Origin of the sequence: Jeotgalibaca arthritidis, assembly GCF_011100465.1 — a bacterium.
Lineage (GTDB): Bacteria > Bacillota > Bacilli > Lactobacillales > Aerococcaceae > Jeotgalibaca > Jeotgalibaca arthritidis.
Genome location: NZ_CP049740.1, coordinates 1,304,732 through 1,328,134, shown reverse-complemented (window position 1 = coordinate 1,328,134; position 23,403 = coordinate 1,304,732). Strand labels below are relative to the sequence as shown.

Genomic DNA, 23,403 nt, shown 5'->3' with positions numbered 1-23,403 from the left:
TGAATTATTCCTCGTTTACTGTTACATTTTACTAGTAACGAAAAGCATTTAACCTAATAATTAAAACTAGATAGCATTTTAAAGGAAACGAGGTGGTTAGTTTGTCACAATCTAAGCCAAAGGACTTAGCGAATTTGTCGATTGTACGCTGGGACGATTTGCCGACATTTGGCGTTTACAACGATCAAGTGCTCAGCATTATTGAAGAACAGCTCGCTTTCCTGACTCCTGACGGCAGCGAGAAAATTATTACACCCGCTATGATTAATAATTATGTGAAACTCGGTTTAATTGAACGACCCATCAAGAAAAAATATTTTCAACTCCATATTGCCCAGCTTATTGTCATCAGTTTATTAAAGCAAGTGTTACCGTTGACCGATGTGCAAAAAGGGATGGCTTTACAAATTTCAATTAAAGGCGAAAAAGAAGCCTATAATTCATTTTGCAAAGAGTTGGAGGAATCCTTTTACCATTTATTTAGTCAACTTGATCGAACCATTGATTTTTCCTTTACCATAGAAGGAATTCGAAATGAAAATGTTGCATTAAAAATGGTGACCTTGTCACTCGCATCAAAATTATTAACACAAAAGATTATTGCTATTAATGGATTTAATAAACAAAAAAAAGAAGGAGTCGATTCTCTTGAAAAATAATCGCGTAGCCATTCTAGTTGATTCATGTAACGATATTCCTGCTCACCTAACTGAAAAGTATGGGTTTTACACCATGCCATTAATGATTAATTATAAGGATGCCTCTTATAAAGATGGCGTTGATATCTCACCCCAAGAAGTCTATGACTCATTTAAAACTGAAATCCCTAAAACCAGTTTACCATTAGGTAGCGATATTGAAGCCCTTTTTGATCAAATCAAAGCAGACGGCTATACGCATGTTATTGCGTCTATTTTATCAAGTGGTCTTAGTGGTACCTATCAAACCATGACATTGGTAATTGAAGATCGTAAAGACTTAACGATCGAAGTCATTGATACGCGTAATATCGGTATCGGTTCTGGCTTCATCGCGATTTATGCAGCTGAACAATTAGAAAAAGGCTTAGATTTCCAAGAAGTGGTCACAAAAGCACGTCAAGCTGTGACCAAATCCACTGTCTTTTTCGGTCTAGAAACGTTAGAGTATTTAATTAAAGGCGGCCGAATTGGTAAGGTTGAAGGAATTCTTGGTAGTGTCTTAAAAATTAAACCGATTATTTCTTGTAACCCAGAGGGCATTTACGATACGGTTGCTAAAGTCCGTGGTCGCAAGCAAAATATTGCCAAGATGCTTGAATTAGCAAAAGAAAAAGTAGGCAACAGCAAAGACTATTATATCGCTCTCTGCCACGGTGCTGCTGAAAAAGAAATGCTGCAAATGAAAGATAGTATTAGTGATTTAATTGCCGGTGCCAAAGTATACTGCGAAGGCCAAATTTCACCTGTTCTTGGTGTTCACACTGGCCCTGGTTTACTTGGTATTGGTGTGATGGTGTTAGACTGATCCTTAGGGGTCAGTTTTTTTTCGTCTTAGTAGCCAAGTGGATTCATTTGGTATAAGATAAGTTTATAAGAAAACCCTTACAAACAAAAGGAGGAAGGCCACATGAAGTATCGGAACTTAGGTAGAAGCGGCTTACGTGTCAGTGAAATTGCCCTAGGAAGTTGGTTAACTTACGGGAAATCTGTCGAAGATCAAACGGCTGAACGATGCATCCAAACCGCTTATGATGCAGGTATTAATTTCTTCGACACTGCCAATGTCTATGAGCAAGGAGAAGCGGAAGTGGTTTTAGGCAAGGTATTAGCCCAATACGATCGTTCAAGCTTAGTCGTTGCTAGCAAAGTCTACTTTCCTATGGGAGACGGTCCAAATGATCGCGGCTTATCACGTAAGCATATTTTTGAACAATGCGATGCTAGTTTAAAACGACTAAATATGGATTATATTGACCTCTATCAATGTCATCGTTATGATCCTACTGTTCCACTAGTAGAAACCTTGTGGGCACTGGATGATTTGCAACGCCAAGGAAAGATTTTATATGCAGGCGTCAGTGAATGGCCCGCAGATAAAATTCAAGAAGCTCATCGAATTGCTAAAGAACACAATTTCCGCCCTCTCGTTTCCAATCAACCCATTTACAATATGATTGAACGTTATATCGAGAGTGATATCTTAGCGGTCTCACAAGCAAATGGTATGGGACAAGTCGTCTTTTCACCATTAGCTCAAGGTATCCTCACTGGTAAATATAAAGCAGGACAATCTGCGCCGAGTGATAGTCGAGCTGCCAACGCAACTATTTCTAGTGGCTTGAAAAAGTACTTAGAAGATGACCATCTACTAGAAACAGTCGACTCATTATCTCACTTCGCTCAACAGTTAGACATTAGCTTACCGCAACTCGCACTTGCTTGGATTCTCCGCCATCCAGGTATAAGTTCAGCTATTATTGGTGCTAGCAAGCCTGAGCAAATTGAAGATAATATTAAAGCTGTTGATGTTGAGTTAACAGAGGAGATGTTAGCAGGTATCAATGAATTACTACAACCAATCAGTCGCTTTAAACCACGTTCTTAAAAAAAAAAGAGACTGGGACAAAATATCCCAGCCTCATTTATATACGGTAAATGCGAGCCCCGAAAGGCATTAATGCTAATTTGGCATGTTTAAAGTGTTGTAAACCAAATGGAATCCCCACGATGGTTAAACAAAAAATAGCTCCTAAAATCACTTCTTCAGCCGCCATCACGAAACCACCTAGGAAAATCCAGATGATATTAATGAAGACAGATGAGCCATTATCACTAAAGGCAATATCCTTACCAAACGGCGCTGCTGCCATCTTTGCGAACTTAAAGCACTGTAAGCCTATTGGAATACCAACAATCGAGAGGCACCAAAGCGCTCCAATAACTAACCACGATATGGCACTAATAAATCCACCAAAGACAAACCAAACCACATTTCCTAAAAAGGTCATATTCGTCACCTCACTCCTATTTAAGTCTATTATAAAACCCTTTCGCCGGAGTGACATCCGTCTAAATACTGATTTCTTTGCTTTTTATTGAAGGATTATCAATGGTCAAATACGATAATCTGCCGGCGCAACCGACTTCAGTCACTTTTTAGCCGCTGAAGTTGGTCGAAAGTGGCTTTTGGCCGACTTCAGGGTGATTTTTTGAGCTGAAGTTGGTTTTTTTACTACTTTAACCAACTTCAGCTTAATTTCTGTTACCGAAGTTGGTTTTGGAGGCAAAAAAACATCCTTAAGCTGAATCGACAGCTTAAGGATGGCTTCTTTTGTATTGATTATTTAAATTTAGCTAGGTAAGTATTAACAACTTGATCAGCTGTGAAGCCTAGTTTTGAAACGACAGTGTTACCTGCGCCACTTGCTCCCCAACGGTCAATACCGTAAGCAATTCCGTCAAGTCCTACATAACGTTCCCATCCTAATGTTGCACCCATCTCTAATGACATACGGTTGCGGACATTGTTTGGTAAAACAGATGCTTTATAAGCGTCATCTTGTTGTTCGAATAGGAATGCACTTGGCATTGATACGACTGATACGTCAACACCTTCATCCAATAATGCTGCTTGAGCGTCAATGGCTAGGCTTACTTCGGAACCAGTTGCAATTAAGATACCATCTGGTGTTTCACCTTGTTGAGGTGAAAGTACGTATGCACCTTTACGAACGCCTTCGCGCGCCATTTCTTTTGTTCCTTCAAGAACTGGTAAGTTTTGGCGAGTTAATACAAGTAATGTTGGTGTGTCATGTGTTTCAACCGCTACTGCCCAAGCTGCACTCACTTCGTTACCATCAGCTGGACGAATTAAGTTCATATTTGGCATACCGCGGAAGCTTGAAATTTGTTCAACAGGCTCATGAGTTGGTCCATCTTCCCCAACTGCTACTGAGTCATGTGTCATCACGTAAGTTGCGCCTAATTGAGATAGGGCAGCTAAGCGCATTGCAGGACGTAAGTAGTCAGTAAAGACAAAGAATGTACCTGCATAAGTTTTTGAACCACCATGTAGTAGAATACCGTTCATCATCGCACCCATTGCGAACTCACGAACACCGTACCAAATGTTACGGCCAGCATAATTTTCAGCACTGTAGTCTGTTTCTGCTTGGTTCATTGTGTTGTTTGAGCTTGATAAGTCGGCAGATCCACCCCAGAAGTAAGGAATTGCTTCGCCTAAAGCTTGGATTGCTTCACTACTTGTTACACGAGTTGCTTTATCAGCTGATCCTACTTCGTAAACAGGTAGTTTGTCTTCCCAGCCTTCAGGTAGGCGACCAGCAAAGGCATCTTCGAATTGTTTAGCCAATTCAGGATACTCTGCTTTGTATGCTTCAAATAAGTTATTCCATGCTTCTTCAGCAGCTTGGCCGTTTGCAGCAATTGTTTCATTGAAACGAGCTTGAGCTTCTTCAGGAATATGGAACGCTTCAAAGTCCCACTTGTAGTTATTTTTCGCAAAAGCAACACCTTCGTCACCTAGTGGCGCGCCGTGTACTTTATGTGTTCCTTCATTTGAGGCACCGAAACCAATAACTGTTTTAATTTCAATCAATGTTGGTTTAGCTGTTTCAGCTTGAGCTTCTTCAATTGCTTTCGCAATTTCTTCAAGGTCGTTACCATCTTTAACAAGAATATGTTGCCAGCCGTATGCTTCAAAGCGTTGTTTCACGTCTTCAGTAAAGGCTTTTGATGTTGGACCGTCTAAAGAAATATCATTTGAGTCATAAAGACCAATTAATTTTCCTAATTTCAAATGACCAGCTAAGCTTGCTGCTTCATGAGAAATACCTTCCATCAAATCGCCATCGCCACATAAGAAATAAGTAAAGTGGTCAACGATTGGGAAATTATCTTTGTTGTAAGTTGCTGCTAAATGAGCTTCAGCCATCGCCATACCAGCTGCGTTTGCAATCCCTTGGCCTAATGGACCAGTTGTTGCTTCAACACCGTCTGTGTAATGAACTTCTGGATGCCCTGGTGTTTTACTTTCGTATTGACGGAAGTTTTTCAAATCATCCAAACTTACATCATAACCAGATAAATGTAATAAACTATATAAAAGTGCTGAACCATGTCCTGCTGATAGAACGAAACGATCGCGATCTACCCAAGAACTATTTTTAGGGTTTACCTTCAAGAATTTAGTCCATAGAGAGTATGCCATTGGAGCCGCTCCCATTGGTAACCCTGGATGTCCAGAATTTGCTTTCTGAACCGCGTCAATACTAAGTGTACGGACTGTGTTAACTGCTAATGCATCAATATGATCAAACATTGTTTTCCCCCTTGATACCCATTTGTTTATTATTCTAGCTTAAATAAGAATAAAATGAAACTCATTAAGCATTATTTATTAAATTTTCACATAGACGGTGAGAATCAAGTGCGCTATCTAGCGAAACCGGATTCAATTTCGTTGAAAGTGATGTTATAAATTCACGAATCACACCATCAAAGCCTCTTTTAACGAGTGTATTTTCCCAATCGCCAAAGCGAATCACTTGCTCGCCAGCCGGTGTTTTAATATGGCGTTCATTCAAGTCAACGACACGCTGAATACCCGCTAAACTTTGCACTTCCATAACCTCTTGATTAGCGCCAGCTTCGTAATTCATAGCAACGATACAAGTCGTTTCTTTCGTTTGAATCGTTAAAACAATCCGCTTTAATTGCCCCTCTTTTCCAATAATGGTTGAGTGTGTGGATTCAATCGGATCATCTAGCAAAAAGAGCCCCGCATCCAAAATATGGATAAACAAATCATAAATGGCAAAGCGAACATCCTCAAAATTTTGCACCCGGTCTTTTTGAATAAGAATCATTTTCTTATCTGGAATAGCTTTTAAAGCTTGAACATGCGGCGCAAAACGACGGTTAAAACCACAAGTCAGGATTAGATTTTTCTCCTTAGCAAGAGCAACCAAAGCCTCTGTTTCTGCAATCTGATCACTAATTGGCTTGTCCACATAAACATGAATATCAGCCTCTAGCAACTGCTTAATGGTGTCAAAATGAACCGCTGTTGGCGCATGAACAAACGCTGCATCAATTCCTGCGTCAATCAAACTGTCCACGGATGGATGAAGATGTGAAAACTGCTGTTGTTTACCGACCGCAGCCAATTTATCTTGATTACGCGTAAACAAATGCCACTCTACCTGGTCATGCATGGTTGCCATAACAGGCAAATATGCCTTTTGCGCAATGTTACCGATGCCGATAACGCCGACTTTTAACATAGAATCTCCCCTTTTGTGGTGTTGATACGATTATTATAGCGGTTTTTTATACGGATTGACGAGCTAATTTTGTTATATCATATTCTCATCTTAGCAAAACCACTATAAACATGCATTTTTACTGTAAAATAAGATTATTTTTTATTCACTCGCCATTTTCCACATTTCATTATTCCATCGGCCATGAGAACTGTTACAATAGATTCATCATGTGAAGCGAAAGGCAGGAATTTGAATGAAGATTGAAGAGAAATTATTTGGCGTTTTTAACAATCAAGACGTTAATGCAATTACCTTAACAAACAGCCAAGGCGTGTCCATCACAGCCATCCCTTATGGGGCGCACATTATTGATTGGACTGTTCCTGATAAAGATGGCCAGTTCGACAATATCGTCATCGGTTTAGACAACTTAGACGACTACGTTAACCACCGTCCTTTTTATGGTGCAACGGTTGGACGAATTGCGGGACGAATTGCTGATGGTAAATTTACCCTCGATGGCAAGGACTATACCCTACCTGTTAATACAAGTGGCAACCATTTACATGGCGGGCCTAAAGGTCTAGACGCGGTTTTATGGAACTATCGCACGGAACAAACTGACGACCGCGCAGCGATTATTTTTTCTTACGTTGACCCAGCTGGGGCTAATGATTTTCCCGGCACATTAACAGTTGAAGTGGCTTACACCCTAACGGAAGACAATGAGTGGATTGTTAGTTACAAGGCAACAACGGACGAGCCAACCTTATTTAACCCAACGAACCATGTTTACTTTAACTTGCACGGAGACCTTGAACAAACGATTTTGGACCACTCACTCTTTATCAAGGCTGACCATTTTATCGAATTGAATGAAAAAACAATTCCAACTGGCCAATTACCTGCAGTCGATGGAACTCCTTTTGACTTTAGAGACGCGGCTCCTTTAGCACAGGCAATAGAGTCTGATCACCCACAAACAACAGCAGTTAAAGGGCTAGACCATCCATTTGTGTTGAACCACGATTCAGAAGGACCCGATGCTGTTATTTTCCATAAAGAAAATGGCCGCCGCATTGTGATGACAACCGACCAACCATCTGTCGTTGTTTTTATGCATAATGGCCCAGCTAGTGTTGAAGTCAATGGCAAAGCGGTTCAAGCCTATGCCGGTCTAACACTTGAAACACAAGGATTCCCTGATGCTATCAACCACGATGACTTTGGGAATACGGTTTTACGTCCGGGCGAAACGTTTGTATCTACGACAACTTACCAATTTGAATTGGAAAAATAGAAAAACGGTCTTTGAAAGCTATTTTTAGTTTTCAAAGACCGCTTTTTGGCTATAAGCGGTTGTTGCAAATCAATTTTCGTTTGCAACAACCGTTTTTCTCGTTTTTTCGGTTTTTGAAAATCAAAAACCATTTGCAAAGAACGAATTCAGACAAAAGAGTCTGGAAAATAACATCAGTCCCTAAAATACATAAGAATAATTGTTACGTAAACGTGCTCAAAAAGGCAGCCCCGACGTCACTTCACTAATAATGCTCGGATGGTCTACGACCATTCTGTGCTTATTCGTTCCAGTGATTCGGGGCTAAACGCCTTTTTTCCCACTCTTCTTTATTTTGCTTGTCCTTGGTAGAAATCTTCTTCCGCCATATCCTCAAAAATAACACGGATACTTTCTGCTTTGGCAAAGTCTAATTGATCCATTAAATCAATAATCGCTTCCGCAACTTCTTTCTTTTGTGCAGGTGTACGACCTTCTTTTAGTTGAATGTTTACAAATGGCATTGTCATTCCTCCTTTTTTCTTAAAATAAGAATAAGCGATAGGTGGGCAATATTCAATCAGAATCAGTAAAATTGCAAATTCTTCGGCCTTTATTTAATATAAACGTATCTACTATGAAAGAAGGCTGGTCGTTGTGATTACAATTGGTTTAACAGGTTGGTCTGACCATGACTTAATTTGTCCCAACCCTAAACGAAAACTAGAAGATTATTCCAACAACTTCCCCGTTGTGGAGCTAGATAGTAGTTTCTATGCCATCCCTCCCGCTCGTAATATTAATAGCTGGATTGAAAAAACACCGGATGCCTTCCAGTTTATTCCAAAAGCTTATCGGGCTATGACCAAGCACGAAGATTGGCACCAGCATTACGATTCGTTAGCGCACTTATTTGAGACATATAAAATAACCTTTGAACCCATGAGGGCTGTAGGAAAAATCAAGGCGATTTTATTCCAATTCCCACCTAACTTTATTTGCAATCGCGAGCATGTTAGTTATTTACGGACGGTTCGTCAGCTAATGGATGACTGGCCTATTGCTGTTGAGTTTCGCCATAACAGTTGGTACAGCGAGGAATTTAAAACTGGCACTCTCAACTTTCTAAAGGAGATGGCCTTTATTCATGTGGTTGTTGACCAACCACAAACACCACATAACTCCGTGCCTTTTACACCAGTTGCCACAAATCCAGATTTAACGATTTTAAGGCTGCACGGCCATAATTATGAAGGCTGGTTAGGCGAGAACGTTGACCCTGACGAATGGCGGTCGATTCGCACACTCTATCATTACAGCGACGACGAGTTAGCTGGCATTAAAAAAACCGCCCTTGCCTTAGAAGAAGCTTCTAAAGAAGTGACGGTCATTTTCAATAATAACTCTGGTGGACACGCGGCAGCCAATGGCAAAAGCTTGAAAAATCTATTAGGATTGGCGTTTGAAGAATTGGGTCCGCAGCAAATTGATTTATTTTAAACTAGTCTTCTAAATTGGTTCGTGCCATTTTTTGAATATAATCAGCCGGTGATTCACCGGTGATTTTTTTAAAGGTCTTACTAAAATAGGAACTGCTATTAAAGCCTAAAGAAGCCGCTACATCCATCACTGACTTGTGCCCTCTGGAGAAGAGAAGCTTGGATGCGTCAATTTTTTGCCGATTGACGTATTCACTGATGGTATAACCGGTTTCTTTTTTGAATTTACGGGATAGATGAGACGCATTAATGTGGAAGGTTTCCGCTAAAATCGAAACCGACATCTCCTCCTGTAAATGGTTAGTAATATAAACCGCAACTTCCTTAACAATGGCTGAATAATGGGCAGCCGAAAAATTCGCCACTAAGTCGCAATACTCATCAAACATCTCTACGGAAACGGTATTAATTAAATAATCAATCGAATTGGCATTTTCAATTAAACGACCGTATTTTTCTGCAATTAAATGAATGTATAGTGGTGGCACCCCACCCAATCCGGCTGCTACACGGCACATAGTATTACGAATAATCATACCATTTTTACGGGTTCTCAGCATATTCGATGCAATAACAGGATTGCCATAGTAATACATTTGGTCTTCTTCCTCCGTAATGATACTTCTTGCCACTGCCAACAAATCTTTATTACCTGTTTGAATGGCCCGGATGAGGACATTATCCCGTTCCCATGCCTTTTCAATGTACTCCGAAGACATTACTTTTTTCGATGGATCCTCCAAGGAAATAATGCTATATAGATTCTCTCCGTTTTCCATTGCTTCACCCTCTTATCTTCTCACTTTATCAATCTTATCTTAAAGAAATAAAGAGGATTAGTCAAAACAAAAAAACCGTGCGGTGCCAACGAGGCCCACACGGTTTAACCATTTTATTAATTATTGAAACAAGTCTTCTTTTTTCTTAGCAGCGATTGCAACTTGTACTTTGTCCATTGCTTCTCTGTTTAGTGGGTATTTGCGAATTAAAACAAATACTACTAAGTAAAGCACTAATGGAGTACCAATTAACATCAAGCCACCGTTTAATAGGTTTTGTGTTAATGGTTCTGATGCATCTGGGTAAGCATCTTTAAAGCCGATACCTGCTACAACAAATCCGATAAAGATTGGTGCAAGTGATGATGCGATTGAATCAGTTAATGAGAATACTGTTCCAATTAGACCAGATACGAAACGTCCTGAACGAGCTGTTTCAAAGTCAGAAATATCAGCTGACATAGTCAATACAATAGATGTTGGGTATGCTGTTGCAATTTTCATAGCGATATAAGCAATACCAAATACGATTCCTAGCATGCCACCGTTTCCAAAAATTTGAGTTGGGTCGCCTGATGTCCAAAGAATAACTAACATCACTAACATTGCTGCCATCGCAATTAGGATTGAAACAGTATAAGATGTTTTTAAGTCTTTACGTGTTGCTAGTCGTGTAAATAGGATAACAACTAATAAGTTTGGAACGATTTGCCATAGTGACAATTGACCTGATAAACCATAGTTACCTAAGATAATACCGAATAGAATAACAAGGAATGCTTGGTCACCAATTAATTGAGCGATAAATTTCATCACACCACCACAAAGTGCTAAGGTAATCAATGGTGTGTTACCTTTAATAACAGATAGATAGTCTTTTAGTGATTTTGTTTCAACTGTATCTTCACCTAAACCAAAATATTCTGTACGGTCTTTACGGCTAATTCCGATAATCGCAAGAACAGTTAGAACCATTGATAGAACCATAATACCGATTAAGAATTCTGTAAAGAACGCTTGGTTAAATTCGCCACCATGACGAGGTGCTAAGAAGTTAGATACAACAACTTGTCCTAGAGCGAAAACACCGATTGAACTAAATACTGTATCGTAAATAGAGAACAATGGACGTTGTGATGGGTCGTTTGTTAAAGCTGGTTGAGCAGCTTTAGTAACAGTTTGTTGAACAGAATACACAATCTTGTGGAAAACAAGAGCAATCAAGAAAACAACAACTTGAGCTGCGCCACTTAAACGGTGAGTACTAAATAATAGCAAGAATGATAGGATCAATCCAATATTAGAAACAAGCATTAACGGACGGAATTTACCCCAACGTGTATTGAACTTATCCATGATAATCCCGATTGATGGGTCAATAATACCATCGAACAATCGAGCTGCACCGAGTAAGTTACTTACAAGTAGCGTTGCAAATCCAGCGATACCCGTTGCGTAGTAAGTAAGGAATCCGAATGCAAAAAGATAAAGGTTAGTTGCAGAGTTGTTTAATGAGAAAAATGCGATTTCCCACTGTTTAGCTTGGTGATACTTTTTTTCATTTAATTCTTTTGAAGCCATGTGAAACCCTCCTAGTTGTTTGACTCAAAGTAATTTTGAAAACGGTTTTAAAAAATACGATATCGATTACAAAATGATAATTAAATTCATGCCCATCCTCTCCATTGGGGCAAAATGATGACAAACAGTAATAGCATTTTCAAATCTTTGATGGACTAAGTATACGTTTTCTAGAAATCCCTTTCATTAACTTCTTTTGCATCTTCATGTACTATTTTTGCATTTGCTTGACATGCCATGGGTGAAAATAAGAAAAGCGGACAAGTCCGCCTTGGCCTATGAAAAAATAGGAAATTTGACCCTGAATTGTCAGGAAACTTCACGCTTCAGCGGGTTAGTCGAATGATATGCGTTAGCGATCAGCGAAGCGCGCAATGGGGCAAATTTATCTTTTTTTCACTAGGTCAGGACTTGGGAGCTAGACATTGATGGCTGAACTTATAATCCCCTAGTCTATAAAAAAACCTGAGCCAAGGGGAGGCTCAGGAAGGGGATTGTTATGATAAGGATGAATCTGTTGCATCGGCAGTTTCAAGGTCGCCGTGGATATCAACAAACTCGCCTTTTTCTTTTAATTCAGCGATTCTGATTTGAACTTGTTCCATTGCTTTAGAATCAAGTTTGTAGAATTTCATGAATACAAGGGCAATCAATAACGCTATTAATGGTAACACAGCGAATAGTGCGATGGCAACCATTCTTAATTCTGGTGTTAGTGGTGTTTGCGCTGTTGGGTAAACATCGCTAAATCCAACCATTGCTAGTAGCGCTCCGATCATCATTGGCGCAAATGAAGATGCTAATGAATCGGTTAATGAGAAAATAGTTCCAATCAAACCAGCTACATAACGGCCTGATATACTTACTTCGTAGTCTGAAATATCTGCAGACATTGTTAAAACTAATGAAGATGGTGAACGAGATAAACCACGTGCTAGTGCATAAACTGCCACAAACAGAACTGCTTTCAATGTTAAGTTTCCAAGATCAACATCACCTGGTTGTAAGTTATAAAGAACTAAACCTAGGATAACGAAGAAGAATGATGCTAAGCTTAAGTAAATCACGTAAGCACCACGTAGGCCTTTTTTACGTGCTAATGCAGTTGCACCGAATGTAATCAATAGGTCAGGGATAATCACTAAACCAGCGATTTGACCAGATAAAGCAAAGTTTCCAAGTAAAACACCAAACAAGATAATCATCGCAACTTGATCAGCCATTAGCTGTACACAGAATTTAACGAAAGCGGCTGCCATTGATAACATTTGCAATGGACGGTTACCTTTAATAATTTGTGCATAATCTTTTAATGTTGTTTCTTTTGCATTTTCACCAATTCCGAAATATTCAGTACGGTCTTTAGAAGCAATCCCGATACAAGCTAAAATACAAAGAACAAGTGACACGATAATAACCATCGTTACGAATTGTTGGAAAAATCCAAGTGAGAACTCATTGTTAAACTGAGGTAATAGGTAGTTTGATACAAACATTTGACCACCAGTAAAAACAAAAATCATGAAAATACCATCGGAAATATTGAACATTGGGCGTTGTTTTGGATCACTCGTTAAAACAGACTGCCCTGCTTTGGTACATGACGCTTGCAATGAATAACCAATCTTATGAACAAGCAAAGCTGCAATTAAGATTGGTAGTCGTGCTGCACTTGGTGCTAAGTGTGTCGTAAATAGAATAGCAAAGGATACGATTGTAATAATGTTACCAATGAACATTAACGGACGGTATTTACCAAAACGTGTATCTGTTTTATCAATAAACACACCGATAGCTGGGTCAATAACACCATCAAAGATACGAATATAACCCATTAACTGACTAATGAATAAAGCTGCTAACCCAACAATCCCTGTTGAGTAGTAAGTAACAAAACCAAAAGCAAACAAGTATAGGTTAGTTGATGCATTGTTCAAAGAGAACAAAACGATTTGCCACCATTTGGCTGTATGATACTGATTATTTTTTTGTTGCATTGCAGTAGAACTCACTTACAAAACCTCCACCTTATATTATATAACATTATTTACCACCCAAAATAAACTTAGTTATGATACCGATTACAATTGACATTAAAAAGTTACGCTTGAAAACTTTGTTATAACGCAAACTTAAGTTGTATTTATAAGAAAGTTTTCACGATTAAAGGGAAGCACTTCCAACAAGTTACGTTGATAAGTATACGGTAAAAATGTAGGTGTTTTCATTAACTATCTTTGCCTCATTGTGTACTATTTTTGCACCAAATCTGTTGTATTCGCTTGCAAAAAACGAGGCCTTTTATCACTTTATTTCACTTTAAACAGCTTGTTTGTTCATTTTTTCATAATGAATTCACTTATCAATGGTTTATCATGAATATTTCATGAGGAAAAAGTGTATAATGTTGACTTCAACTCATTAATCTTTATAATATAACGAGGGAAAACAAGTCTATCCCTAATAATTTTAAATGAGGTATAAAATGAACGCAAATAAGTTAAGAAGAATTCTTTTTTCTTTAGCCGGTGTTATCATTATTGGCTTGGCGGTTGGGTTAATGCGTATTGCAGACCTAGGTACTGATTCATTTTCAACATTCAATCTTGGTTTAAGTGGTTTTTTTAATATTCAATTTGGAACTTACATGATTTTTTCAAATGCTATTGGTTTAATTTTAGTATTCTTTACAGCACGTCATTTAATTGGAATCGGAACTGCCTTTAATATTGTATTAGTGGGTTATGTGTCTGATTTTACTGTCTATCTTATCGATACTTACGTCGGTGACATCAGTTCATTCTGGTTAAGATTACTCGTATCAGCCTTTGGGATTACAGTTCTAGCCTTTGGTGCGGTTGTTTATATCGTAGCTGAGCAAGGCGTTGCGCCTTATGATGCCCTTCCGATTATTATTGAAGAGAAATCAAATGGTCGCATTTCATTCCAAACTGCTCGTGTTGTGTCTGATATTTTATGTATTGCAATTGGCTTTTTCTTCGGTGCAACGGTTGGGATTACAACGATTATCGCAGCCTTCTTCATGGGACCGTTTATGCAATTCTTCCGTACACGTTTAACAGCAGTTATGGCTTCTCTTGAAGAAAATGATCAACCTGAAATTGAAAACAGTCATATTTAACAAAAAGACATTAGGAATTTTTCTTCCTGATGTCTTTTTTTGCTTTGAAATAGACATGAACTGTCGAGTAGACGATTGGTTAGCCTCTCACTCGACATAAAATCCGATTAAAGTGTCGAATGAAGATTTTTTTGGGCCTTGCTCAGCACTTTTAGCCTAAAATCTGTCGAGTGGCTGCTTTTTACACCACCTATTCGACATTTTCAACAAGACAATCGCATTTTATCGGCCGCTATTATTGTAAATATCATTCAATAAGCATATAATTATTCAGTACCTATGTTTAATAGGATATTTTTGTTGATGCATTCTTTTATATATATAGTAGAATTAAGGTATGACTCGATAATTTAAGGAGAGATTGTAGTGGAAAGAGTAGTTGGAACTGTCGTTAGAGGCCTTCGCAGCCCTATCATCCATAGTGGCGATAATATCGAAGAGATTGTTGTCGACACAGTATTGAACGCGTCTGAAGTGGAAGGATTCACATTTAGAGACAGAGATATCGTTTCAATCACAGAATCAATTGTCGCTCGTGCTCAAGGTAACTATGCAACTGTCGATCAAATTGCAACAGATGTTAAAGCAAAATTTGGTGATGACACAATTGGTGTTATTTTCCCAATTCTAAGCCGTAACCGTTTCTCAATTTGTTTACGTGGTATTGCACAAGGCGCTAAAAAAGTCATTATTATGCTAAGCTACCCATCAGATGAAGTGGGTAACCATTTAGTGAGCTTAGACTCATTGGACGAAAAAGGTGTGAACCCATGGACAGACGTTTTATCAGAAGCTGAATTCCGTGAGCACTTTGGTTATGAAAAACATAAATTTACAGGTGTGGACTACATCGAATACTACAAATCGATTGTAGAAGAAAGTGGCAGCGAATGTGAAGTTATCTTCTCAAACAATGCAAAATCAATTTTAGACTACACAAAGAGTGTCTTGACTTGTGACATCCATAGTCGTTTCCGTACTAAGAAGATTTTGAAAGAAAACGGTGCTGAAAAAGTTTATAGCTTGGATAACATCCTTTCTAAATCAATTGATGGCGGCGGCTTCAATGATACATATGGTTTACTAGGCTCAAACAAAGCAACTGAAGATACTGTTAAACTGTTTCCACGTAACTCTCAACCAGTTGTAGACAAAATTCACGCTTTACTGAAAGAAAAAACAGGTAAAAGCATTGAAGTTATGGTTTATGGTGATGGTGCGTTTAAAGATCCAGTCGGGAAAATCTGGGAGCTTGCTGATCCTGTTGTATCACCTGCTTATACACCAGGTCTAGATGGTATCCCTAATGAAATTAAATTAAAATACCTTGCGGATAATAACTTTGCTGACTTACAAGGTGAAGAATTGAAACAAGCTATTTCTGAATTTATTAAGAATAAAGACGAAGACCTCGTTGGTTCAATGGAATCACAAGGAACAACACCTCGTCAATTAACAGACCTTATTGGTTCATTGTCAGATTTAACTTCAGGAAGTGGCGACAAAGGAACACCAATCGTTTTCATCCAAGGTTACTTCGATAACTATACAAAATAAAAAAAATGCTGAGTCGGCTTGCGACTCAGCATTTTTTATCTTGTTTTCTCTTTAACGAATAATATCCTAAAACCACAATAATGAGTGCTCCCACAGCATCTACAATAATGTCTTTCATTGTATCAACCAAGGCTGCACGCCCAATTAGGACTTCCCCTTGGGCGGTTATAAATTTTTGCATATTGGTTTGAAGAAGACCATCAGCTAGAAATTCATATATCTCCCACACAACCCCGCATGTTATAGCGAAGCAATAGGCAAAAAACGAGACGAAAAAAGGGCTTAGTTTCAATTTCAATGGATTCGCTGCTGCCAAGTAATCAACTAATATAAAGCCGATTGCACCTAGCATCGCTGCACTAAAGAAGTGTAAAATAACATCCCAATAAGGAACACGGTAATAAAAATTACGAACCTCTCCTAAATAAATAGCACAGAATAAAAATATAAAATAAGTAATTTCAATCATATTAGGTATATGAACTTTAAAGCGTTGCTCAACTTCTTTCGGAATAAAAATAACAATTGCACCCACTAAACACTGTAGAATCATCAAGATATAATCTGTTTTCACACGCTCGCCTTCTTGTTCAGCGATACCTCCTGAGGATTGAAATAGCATATATGTCGCATAGAATATAGAGACGACTAACAGCGCTAAGACAATGATAAATACGAGATTCTTGCGTTTTTCTAATTTTTGAGACTCTTCCATAAAGACCCTCCTTTCTTTTAGACCGTTACTAACTATACCCTATTTTATAGAAGAATCAAAAAAACAAGCCTCAGACACCTTTATTTTGGGTCTAAAGCTTGCTAGTATCAATTCAATTGATTGTAGTCTTTCAAAATACGCTCTAATTCTGTCGTCGCTTTTAACGACCGTTCAAGACTTATTAAATTGTCATCATACTGTTTCGTCATAAAACAATAAAAGACAATGGAAACAGCATAGAGTTGGCTAAGTAACGAAATTGTTGCACCACTTCTCAGTGGTGGTTCCATAATTTTGGCCGTTTTTAACGAAAGTTCCGCTAATTTACTAAGTGAATTTGGCGTGTTTTTTGTTAAAGAAATCGTTGTTAATCCCAGTTGATTAGCTACCTCCATTAAAACAAGGCCTTCTTGCTTTTCACCGCTATCCGAAATCCCTAAGTAAACAGATCCTTCGTCAGCTATCGCCATTGAGGCAACGAGCTCGTGTAGATCTTGTGAACAAAAAACTTGTTTACCTAAACGAGTAAATTTTTGTTTAATATCCATAGCTACTATATAGGAGGCTCCTAGTCCATAAACATAAATACTATTACAAGCAGCTAAACGGTCTGCAACTGCTTCAACAACCTCTGTATCCAGTTGATCACTCGTATTTTCTAACACATAGTTCGTATTGACCAATAGTTTTTTCTTAATTTGTTCCAAGCTCTCATTAGGTGAAATATCCGTATGCACGTCTTCTTGCAAAAAAGGTGTTTGAGCTGATAATTGAATTTTCAGCTCGGTAAAGCCTTTTACATTAATGGATCGACATAATCGAATCACCGCTGCTGCACTAGAATCTGCTGCTTCTGCTAATTGTGTAGCATTCATCTGAATAACCTCTAACGGATTCGCCAGAATGACATCAGCAATTTTCCGTTCTGATTCTGGTAACTGGGGTAACTTGTCTTTAATCATTAAAAGCAGATGCTGTTGTTGCACGAGAATACTCCTCTCTTGATTGAGATAGAAAGAGACTGACTTATCAGCCAGTCTCACTCTATCTTATAGATTTGATAGTAAATCATCAACATTAGTTGTTGAGCCATCTAGTTCAGTTGGCTCCATTGCTTCTTTCGGAACACCGAAGAAGTAAGTCACTACGAAGCCACCACTATAAGCAGCCAATAAACCTAACACATAGCCCCACCACATACCGTCTGGAATAAGCGGAATTAAAGCTATCCCACTTGGCCCGATTGCTGTTGCACCGATGTTACCGATTGCGCCAATAACAGCACCACCGATACCACCTCCAATACAAGCAGTGATAAATGGACGACCTAATGGCAAGCTAACTGCATAAATTAAGGGTTCACCAATTCCTAAAATACCAACCGGAAGAGAGCCTTTAATCATGTTAGTTAGTTGTTTATTCTTACGGCATCTAATCCATAATGCAATTGCAGCACCAACTTGACCAGCTCCTGCCATCGCTAAAATAGGAAGTAAAAGTGTTTTTCCTGATGAAGCAATCATTTCAATATGAATCGGCGTTAAGATTTGGTGAAGTCCAAACATAACCATTGGCAAGAACAATGCTCCTAATACAAAACCAGCAAAGGCACCACCAACATTCAATATCCAGGTAATGCTACCAACTAAACTGGATGAAATAACACCGGCTACTGGCATAATAATAAAGATGGTTAATAATCCCACTACTAATAAAGTCACTGTTGGCGTTACAATAATATCAACAGCATTGGGAACAACTTTACGAAGGTTTTTCTCAACTACTGATAGTAAGAAAACAGCTACGATAACACCAATAATCCCACCTTGGTTAGCAGCAAGTGCATCTCCTGTGAAGATATTCTTCAATGGCAAGTCTGGGTTCATCCCATTTAATAGAACAACCCCACCGATAATACCACCCAAACCTTCTGTGGCCCCAAAGACACGCGCAGCATTAATCCCTACATAAACATTCAGATAAGCAAATAGTCCGTTTTGAATAATTTTTAAAACACTAAAAATAGCTGTCCATGCTTCCGCATCTAGTTGGCCTGCTGTCATTAAGTTTTGAATGATAGAGGCAATCCCGCCAATAATCCCCGCACCTACGAAAGCTGGAATAAGCGGAACGAAAATACTTGCGATTATTTTTAAAGCACGTTTAAAAGGAGTATTATTTTTTTGTTTTTGTTGGGCTTTTACTTCTGCTGTCCGTTGTTCAGCCTGTTGCCGTCCTGATAAATCTTGGTCAAGATTTTCTGCTACTGTTGCGCCTTTTTCTTTCCCTGCCATATCTGCCATCTCAAGGGCAACTTTATTGGCAGTTCCTGGTCCAACAACAACTTGTAAGTTGTTACCATCCTCGACAACACCCATAACACCGGCTACTTTTTTCAAAGCATCGACATCGACAATTCCTTCATCACGCAAATCAATTCGAACACGTGTCATACAGTTATAAACATTGCTAACATTATTAGACCCACCAATTTTACTGTAAATATCTTTTGCTAACTGTTGCTCTTTTGAAACCATCATGATTCCTCCTTAAATAAGACCGAGTTACGATAATGTATGGTGAATAAATCCGTTCGCCTGACTTAGTTTTTCTTCAGCCTCCTCCTTTGTAGTTGACGTTAGTAACATGACAATGGCCAGTTTTACTTTCTTACCGGCTGCTTCGAATGCAGCTGCTGCTGTTTCATAATCGCAGTCAGTTGCTTGCATAATAATTCGTTTCGAGCGTTCTTCAAGCTTCTCATTAGTCGGCTGAACATCGACCATCAAGTTTTGGTAAACTTTTCCAGTACCAATCATGGCTGTTGTAGATAGCATATTTAAAATTAATTTTTGAGCCGTTCCTGCTTTCAAACGGGTTGATCCTGTTAGGACTTCTGGGCCGGCATCAATTTCGATGGCAATTTGACTAAACTGGCTTATTTCCGCATCCTTGTTACAAGAAATAGTTACCGTTGCAGCTCCAACTTCATCCGCATAGATTAATCCGCCAATGACATAAGGCGTTCGTCCGCTGGCCGCAATACCAACAACCGTGTCATGTTCGGTCAGCTGAAGGTTTTCTAAGTCAGCCTGACCTAACTCTTTCGAATCTTCTGCCCCTTCAACTGCGACTGTCATTGCCTTGTCGCCTCCTGCAATTAAGCCCACAACCATGTCAGCTGAAACGCCAAAAGTCGGCACACATTCTGCTGCATCCAAAACGCCAAGTCGGCCACTTGTGCCAGCTCCCATGTATATCAAACGTCCGCCAGCCTTAAATGAGCTAACAATTTGCTCAACAGCCGCTTCGATTTCTCCTAACACTTCTGAAATCGCTAGAGGTACTTTTTTATCTTCTTCATTCATTTGTTTCAAAACATCCGCCACGCTCATTTGATCAAGCTGTAATGTTTCTGGATTTCTCGTTTCTGTTGTTAATTTATCTAAGTTCATCTCTATTCCTCCCAAACAATTTCAAACCGCTGACCTGGCCCACAATAGTCTAATAAGAAGAGTTCATCTTCAGCAATTCGACCCACCACATTAACGCGATCATCTTCTGGTAAATTGCGCTTAGTTATTTGCACTTCGCCTCTGTAACGGCCATAAGCGTCATTATCAATAGTAATTGAACCCGTCGAACGTTTCATAATGGTCCCTTTTGCAATTGTCTGATTAGCATTTCTTAAACGACCTTCTTGGCTACGAATCACATCTCTAGCAGCGTCCATGCGATTCGTATGCTGACCGCCAGTTCGGGCTATATCTTCATTATCACCTAAAGAAACCGCATGAAATGAAATCGTATCGTGAAGTAAATAGCTCGAAAATTGCTTGATAGTCGCTTCTTTTATCGTAGGATCACCAACATATATTTTATCAACAAGGCAATCTTTCTCTAACTCTAAAGCTGAAGTCAAAGGATGTTGATAGCGGTGACGTTCTAGAGTCGGCAACCCCTCATAAAGAGGCCCTCTTAGTTTTTCATCTCCTGCAACAAATGCCATAACTTTAAAACCAGCTTTTTTCAACCAGTCATTTTGCTGGCAGAAGTCTTTTTTACCTAGTCCTGTTTCTGGACGCGGATAATAATTATGCCAAGCTTCCATTTTTGAAAAATCCGCCCCGTAATGAGTTAATTCTTCAATATCGCGATTTGAAATGGTACTCGCATTCAAAGCAACACCCATTTGTCTGCTGATCGTTGCTACATCTTGATTGCTTATCCCATAATCAATCCTGATCGCTGTTATGCCCATTTCAATTAATGAGCTCAGATTACCAAAACCAACATTCAGATGGTTTAAAGCTGATCCCGATGCATCAACAACTAATTCAAGCTGTTTTTCTTTGGCTAGCTGCCCTAGTTTTTGTAAACGTCCTAAATATTTGCTATGATCATCTTCAGGGATATGAATTGATGTGAAGATACCTTTAAAGCCATTTTCATGCATCTGATTGACATAAGCCATGGTTTTATCAGTGATTGCTTCATTTAAAAATACAGAAAAACCGTACATAAAACCCCTCCTATTTGAAAACGCTTCACACTGTTTTTAGTATAAGTGCTTTGAAATTTTTTTTCAATTAAAAGCCCTTATATTTCATAAAAAGATTTTATTTAAAATATTTTTTCAAGGAGCCTATTATGCAAACTCTTTATTTCGTCCGGCATGGACAAACTGAATTAAACGCTAAAGACCACGTTCAAGGTGGCGACATCGACTCACCGCTACTAGAAAAAAGCCGAGAAGATGCTGTTAAAACAGGCCTTTATCTGCGCAACGAACCCATTGACAGATTGATTAGCAGTCCACAATTACGAGCCAAAAATACAGCGCTCTTGATTAACAGTCAATTTCAAACTGAACTCCCATTTGAGATTGAACCGCTTCTGAAAGAATTTGGTTATGGTGAATGGGAAGGCCTCCACATTCCCACCGTTGCCAAACAATGGCCCGAAACATTCTATCACTTGCGCAACCAGCCCCATCTCTACGATCCCCGTTCCTTTGGCGGCGAAAGCTACCCTGACTTAATTAAACGAGGAACAAAGGCAGTGACAGATTATGCCGACCGTTATTCGGATGCCAACCTCTTATTTGTAGGCCACTCGATTACACTCACCGCAACCATTTTGAGTTTAGTGGGCTACGATTTGAAAGATATTCGCTCGCAAACACCAATGGCAAATACCAGTGTTTCACGTTTGAAGCGACAAGGTGATCGCTTTATTCTTGAGTCTTGGAATGAGACTGCTCATTTAGATGAATAAGATTGTTTATCTTCTTGAAGAAAGAGCTGTTATAGCTTATAATAGAAGAGATAATTTCTGATAAAGAAACGTTATTTCTTATTCAGTAGAGGAGCGCGATTTTTTGAAAAATGAATCATTTTATTCACGTTTAAATGTGGATGAAAAATACATAATTAAATGTTGTTACTATGTCTTTGCTGTTAATGGTTTGTACGGAATGATTATGGGATCTTTGCTTCCTTATATCAGTGAAGCCTACAACTTAAGCGATACTGTGAGCGGCTCATTATTATCTTCTCACTATGTCGGTAACTTATTAGCTAGTTTTATCGCCGGCGTTTTACCGATTTACCTTGGCCGTAAAAAAGCAGTTATTTTGATGAGTAGCTTTGTTACTGCTGGTTTCTTATTGATGATTACTACCGGTAATCCATTTTTACTATTAGTATCATTCTTCTTTACCGGTTTAAGTCGTGGTAGTATTTCAAATTTCAACAACTCAGTGGTTAATGAAATTTCAAATAGCAGCTCTGCTGCCTTAAGCTTCTTACACTCTATTTTTGCTATCGGTGCGTTACTGGCGCCATACTTAGTGATTGGATCGGTTCGTTTAATCGGTGAAAATGGTTGGCGCCTAGCTGGCGGGGTTATCATCGTCTTAACCGCCCTTTCACTCATTTTCTTCTCTCGTATGAAGCTAACGGAAGCTAGTGCAGAGAAAAAGAAAAAAGTTGTCTCCTATGAATTTATGAAGAAAAAAACATTCTGGTTGTTAGCTGGTTTACTATTCTTCTATTTATGTGGTGAATCAACAATCAATGGTTGGTTAGTTAAATACTTTGTCGATAGTGGCATTCTAACCATTGCCTACTCTCAATTTTTAGCTTCGTTATTGTGGATTGGTGTATTGGTTGGTCGTTTAATTGTTTCAGCAATTGGTGAACGCTTTAAACGCATACATGTCCTTTATGTTTTAGCATTTGCAACAACCTTCTTCTTTATCGTCTTACTTGCTTCACGCAATCAAGTTATGATTACCTTTGCCATTCTTGGACTTGGTCTATCAATGGCGGGGATTTATCCAACAACAATCGCTGCTACTGGTGGCTTTATTAAAGAGTACCCGATGGCAATGGGGATTTTGTTGGTGCTCGGCGGAATTGGTTCCATCGTGATGCCTACTATCACAGGTGCCTTGTCTGATCAATTCGGTATTTTCTACGGAATGGCAGCGATTGGTGTCGCATTAACGATTATGATTCTGTGCGTCTTCTTATACGACCGCGATCAAAGAACCGCTTAATAGACTATAATTACTTCGAGG

General features: G+C 38.9%; 21 protein-coding genes. 9 read left to right on the top strand and 12 right to left on the bottom strand.

The window, feature by feature from the left end:
* Positions 1-101: 101 nt before the first annotated feature.
* The 3 genes from G7057_RS06840 (at position 102) to G7057_RS06830 (ending at position 2,586) form a co-directional block, all read left to right on the top strand.
* A complete protein-coding gene (locus G7057_RS06840) occupies positions 102-659 on the top strand; it encodes a DUF1836 domain-containing protein (protein WP_166162247.1) in 558 nt (185 codons plus the stop codon).
* Complete coding sequence (locus G7057_RS06835) at positions 649-1,506, top strand: DegV family protein (RefSeq protein ID WP_166162245.1); 858 nt, start codon at positions 649-651, stop codon at positions 1,504-1,506. Before G7057_RS06840 ends, G7057_RS06835 begins: the two co-directional genes overlap by 11 nt.
* A gap of 102 nt (positions 1,507-1,608) precedes the next feature.
* Positions 1,609-2,586 (top strand): aldo/keto reductase family protein, encoded by a 978-nt coding sequence (locus tag G7057_RS06830; RefSeq protein WP_166162243.1) that lies wholly within the window; start codon positions 1,609-1,611, stop codon positions 2,584-2,586.
* Between the two features lie 37 nt (positions 2,587-2,623).
* Here G7057_RS06830 and G7057_RS06825 read toward each other — a convergent pair whose 3' ends face one another.
* From G7057_RS06825 to G7057_RS06815, 3 genes are all read right to left on the bottom strand, one after another.
* A complete protein-coding gene (locus G7057_RS06825) occupies positions 2,624-2,989 on the bottom strand; it encodes a YccF domain-containing protein (protein WP_166162241.1) in 366 nt (121 codons plus the stop codon).
* Between the two features lie 332 nt (positions 2,990-3,321).
* Positions 3,322-5,322, bottom strand: a complete 2,001-nt coding sequence (tkt, locus tag G7057_RS06820) for a transketolase (RefSeq protein WP_166162239.1) — start codon at positions 5,320-5,322, stop codon at positions 3,322-3,324.
* A gap of 64 nt (positions 5,323-5,386) precedes the next feature.
* Positions 5,387-6,286 (bottom strand): Gfo/Idh/MocA family protein, encoded by a 900-nt coding sequence (locus G7057_RS06815; RefSeq protein WP_166162237.1) that lies wholly within the window; start codon positions 6,284-6,286, stop codon positions 5,387-5,389.
* Between the two features lie 235 nt (positions 6,287-6,521).
* Between G7057_RS06815 and G7057_RS06810 the strand changes: the two genes are divergently transcribed.
* Positions 6,522-7,568: an aldose epimerase family protein gene (locus G7057_RS06810; protein ID WP_166162235.1), complete on the top strand. Its 1,047-nt coding sequence runs from the start codon at positions 6,522-6,524 to the stop codon at positions 7,566-7,568.
* Positions 7,569-7,897: 329 nt separating this feature from the next.
* On the opposite strand, the gene G7057_RS06805 is transcribed toward G7057_RS06810, so the two are convergent.
* A complete protein-coding gene (locus G7057_RS06805; protein WP_076767481.1) occupies positions 7,898-8,071 on the bottom strand; it encodes a tautomerase family protein in 174 nt (57 codons plus the stop codon).
* Positions 8,072-8,204: 133 nt separating this feature from the next.
* Here G7057_RS06805 and G7057_RS06800 point away from each other — a divergent pair, with 133 nt between their 5' ends.
* Entirely contained in the window at positions 8,205-9,047 is an 843-nt protein-coding gene (locus G7057_RS06800; protein WP_166162233.1) for a DUF72 domain-containing protein, read from the top strand.
* Between the two features lies 1 nt (position 9,048).
* Here the strand turns inward: G7057_RS06800 and G7057_RS06795 are convergent, their stop codons facing one another.
* The 3 genes from G7057_RS06795 to G7057_RS06785 all read right to left on the bottom strand — a co-directional run bounded on the left by G7057_RS06795 (position 9,049) and on the right by G7057_RS06785 (position 13,418).
* Positions 9,049-9,825: an AraC family transcriptional regulator gene (locus G7057_RS06795; RefSeq protein ID WP_166162231.1), complete on the bottom strand. Its 777-nt coding sequence runs from the start codon at positions 9,823-9,825 to the stop codon at positions 9,049-9,051.
* Between the two features lie 120 nt (positions 9,826-9,945).
* The gene (locus G7057_RS06790; protein ID WP_166162229.1) at positions 9,946-11,406 is read right to left on the bottom strand and encodes an MFS transporter; all 1,461 of its coding nucleotides are present in this window, start codon (positions 11,404-11,406) and stop codon (positions 9,946-9,948) included.
* Positions 11,407-11,903: 497 nt separating this feature from the next.
* Entirely contained in the window at positions 11,904-13,418 is a 1,515-nt protein-coding gene (locus G7057_RS06785; RefSeq protein WP_227004562.1) for an MFS transporter, read from the bottom strand.
* A 473-nt stretch (positions 13,419-13,891) separates the two neighbouring features.
* Between G7057_RS06785 and G7057_RS06780 the strand changes: the two genes are divergently transcribed.
* Together G7057_RS06780 and G7057_RS06775 are read left to right on the top strand one after the other, a co-directional pair.
* Positions 13,892-14,548 carry a YczE/YyaS/YitT family protein gene (locus tag G7057_RS06780; RefSeq protein ID WP_166162227.1) on the top strand — a complete coding sequence of 219 codons (657 nt, stop codon included), beginning with the start codon at positions 13,892-13,894 and terminating at the stop codon, positions 14,546-14,548.
* Positions 14,549-14,914: 366 nt separating this feature from the next.
* Entirely contained in the window at positions 14,915-16,105 is a 1,191-nt protein-coding gene (locus G7057_RS06775) for a coenzyme F420-0:L-glutamate ligase (RefSeq protein WP_166162225.1), read from the top strand.
* A 25-nt stretch (positions 16,106-16,130) separates the two neighbouring features.
* Here G7057_RS06775 and G7057_RS06770 read toward each other — a convergent pair whose 3' ends face one another.
* The 5 genes from G7057_RS06770 to G7057_RS06750 form a co-directional block, all read right to left on the bottom strand.
* A complete protein-coding gene (locus G7057_RS06770; RefSeq protein WP_227004561.1) occupies positions 16,131-16,820 on the bottom strand; it encodes a hypothetical protein in 690 nt (229 codons plus the stop codon).
* A gap of 107 nt (positions 16,821-16,927) precedes the next feature.
* Positions 16,928-17,806 (bottom strand): MurR/RpiR family transcriptional regulator, encoded by an 879-nt coding sequence (locus G7057_RS06765; RefSeq protein WP_227004560.1) that lies wholly within the window; start codon positions 17,804-17,806, stop codon positions 16,928-16,930.
* 63 nt (positions 17,807-17,869) lie between these two features.
* Positions 17,870-19,357 (bottom strand): PTS transporter subunit EIIC, encoded by a 1,488-nt coding sequence (locus G7057_RS06760; protein WP_227004559.1) that lies wholly within the window; start codon positions 19,355-19,357, stop codon positions 17,870-17,872.
* 27 nt (positions 19,358-19,384) lie between these two features.
* Positions 19,385-20,275: an N-acetylmuramic acid 6-phosphate etherase gene (gene murQ, locus G7057_RS06755; protein ID WP_166162221.1), complete on the bottom strand. Its 891-nt coding sequence runs from the start codon at positions 20,273-20,275 to the stop codon at positions 19,385-19,387.
* Positions 20,276-20,277: 2 nt separating this feature from the next.
* Positions 20,278-21,342 carry a DUF871 domain-containing protein gene (locus G7057_RS06750; protein ID WP_166162219.1) on the bottom strand — a complete coding sequence of 355 codons (1,065 nt, stop codon included), beginning with the start codon at positions 21,340-21,342 and terminating at the stop codon, positions 20,278-20,280.
* Between the two features lie 128 nt (positions 21,343-21,470).
* Between G7057_RS06750 and G7057_RS06745 the strand changes: the two genes are divergently transcribed.
* Both G7057_RS06745 and G7057_RS06740 read left to right on the top strand, forming a co-directional pair.
* The gene (locus tag G7057_RS06745; protein WP_166162217.1) at positions 21,471-22,097 is read left to right on the top strand and encodes a histidine phosphatase family protein; all 627 of its coding nucleotides are present in this window, start codon (positions 21,471-21,473) and stop codon (positions 22,095-22,097) included.
* A 73-nt stretch (positions 22,098-22,170) separates the two neighbouring features.
* Positions 22,171-23,382 carry an MFS transporter gene (locus G7057_RS06740; protein ID WP_227004700.1) on the top strand — a complete coding sequence of 404 codons (1,212 nt, stop codon included), beginning with the start codon at positions 22,171-22,173 and terminating at the stop codon, positions 23,380-23,382.
* Positions 23,383-23,403: the final 21 nt, after the last annotated feature.

What these genes read in the sequence shown, in the direction of transcription:
- G7057_RS06830 (WP_166162243.1), top strand. Translation starts at nt 1,609, where the DNA reads ATGAAGTATCGGAACTTAGGTAGAAGCGGCTTACGTGTCAGTGAAATT.
- G7057_RS06825 (WP_166162241.1), bottom strand. Translation starts at nt 2,989, where the DNA reads ATGACCTTTTTAGGAAATGTGGTTTGGTTTGTCTTTGGTGGATTTATT.
- tkt (WP_166162239.1), bottom strand. Translation starts at nt 5,322, where the DNA reads ATGTTTGATCATATTGATGCATTAGCAGTTAACACAGTCCGTACACTT.
- G7057_RS06815 (WP_166162237.1), bottom strand. Translation starts at nt 6,286, where the DNA reads ATGTTAAAAGTCGGCGTTATCGGCATCGGTAACATTGCGCAAAAGGCA.
- G7057_RS06810 (WP_166162235.1), top strand. Translation starts at nt 6,522, where the DNA reads ATGAAGATTGAAGAGAAATTATTTGGCGTTTTTAACAATCAAGACGTT.
- G7057_RS06805 (WP_076767481.1), bottom strand. Translation starts at nt 8,071, where the DNA reads ATGCCATTTGTAAACATTCAACTAAAAGAAGGTCGTACACCTGCACAA.
- G7057_RS06795 (WP_166162231.1), bottom strand. Translation starts at nt 9,825, where the DNA reads ATGGAAAACGGAGAGAATCTATATAGCATTATTTCCTTGGAGGATCCA.
- G7057_RS06790 (WP_166162229.1), bottom strand. Translation starts at nt 11,406, where the DNA reads ATGGCTTCAAAAGAATTAAATGAAAAAAAGTATCACCAAGCTAAACAG.
- G7057_RS06780 (WP_166162227.1), top strand. Translation starts at nt 13,892, where the DNA reads ATGAACGCAAATAAGTTAAGAAGAATTCTTTTTTCTTTAGCCGGTGTT.
- G7057_RS06770 (WP_227004561.1), bottom strand. Translation starts at nt 16,820, where the DNA reads ATGGAAGAGTCTCAAAAATTAGAAAAACGCAAGAATCTCGTATTTATC.
- G7057_RS06760 (WP_227004559.1), bottom strand. Translation starts at nt 19,357, where the DNA reads ATGGTTTCAAAAGAGCAACAGTTAGCAAAAGATATTTACAGTAAAATT.
- murQ (WP_166162221.1), bottom strand. Translation starts at nt 20,275, where the DNA reads ATGAACTTAGATAAATTAACAACAGAAACGAGAAATCCAGAAACATTA.
- G7057_RS06750 (WP_166162219.1), bottom strand. Translation starts at nt 21,342, where the DNA reads ATGTACGGTTTTTCTGTATTTTTAAATGAAGCAATCACTGATAAAACC.
- G7057_RS06745 (WP_166162217.1), top strand. Translation starts at nt 21,471, where the DNA reads ATGCAAACTCTTTATTTCGTCCGGCATGGACAAACTGAATTAAACGCT.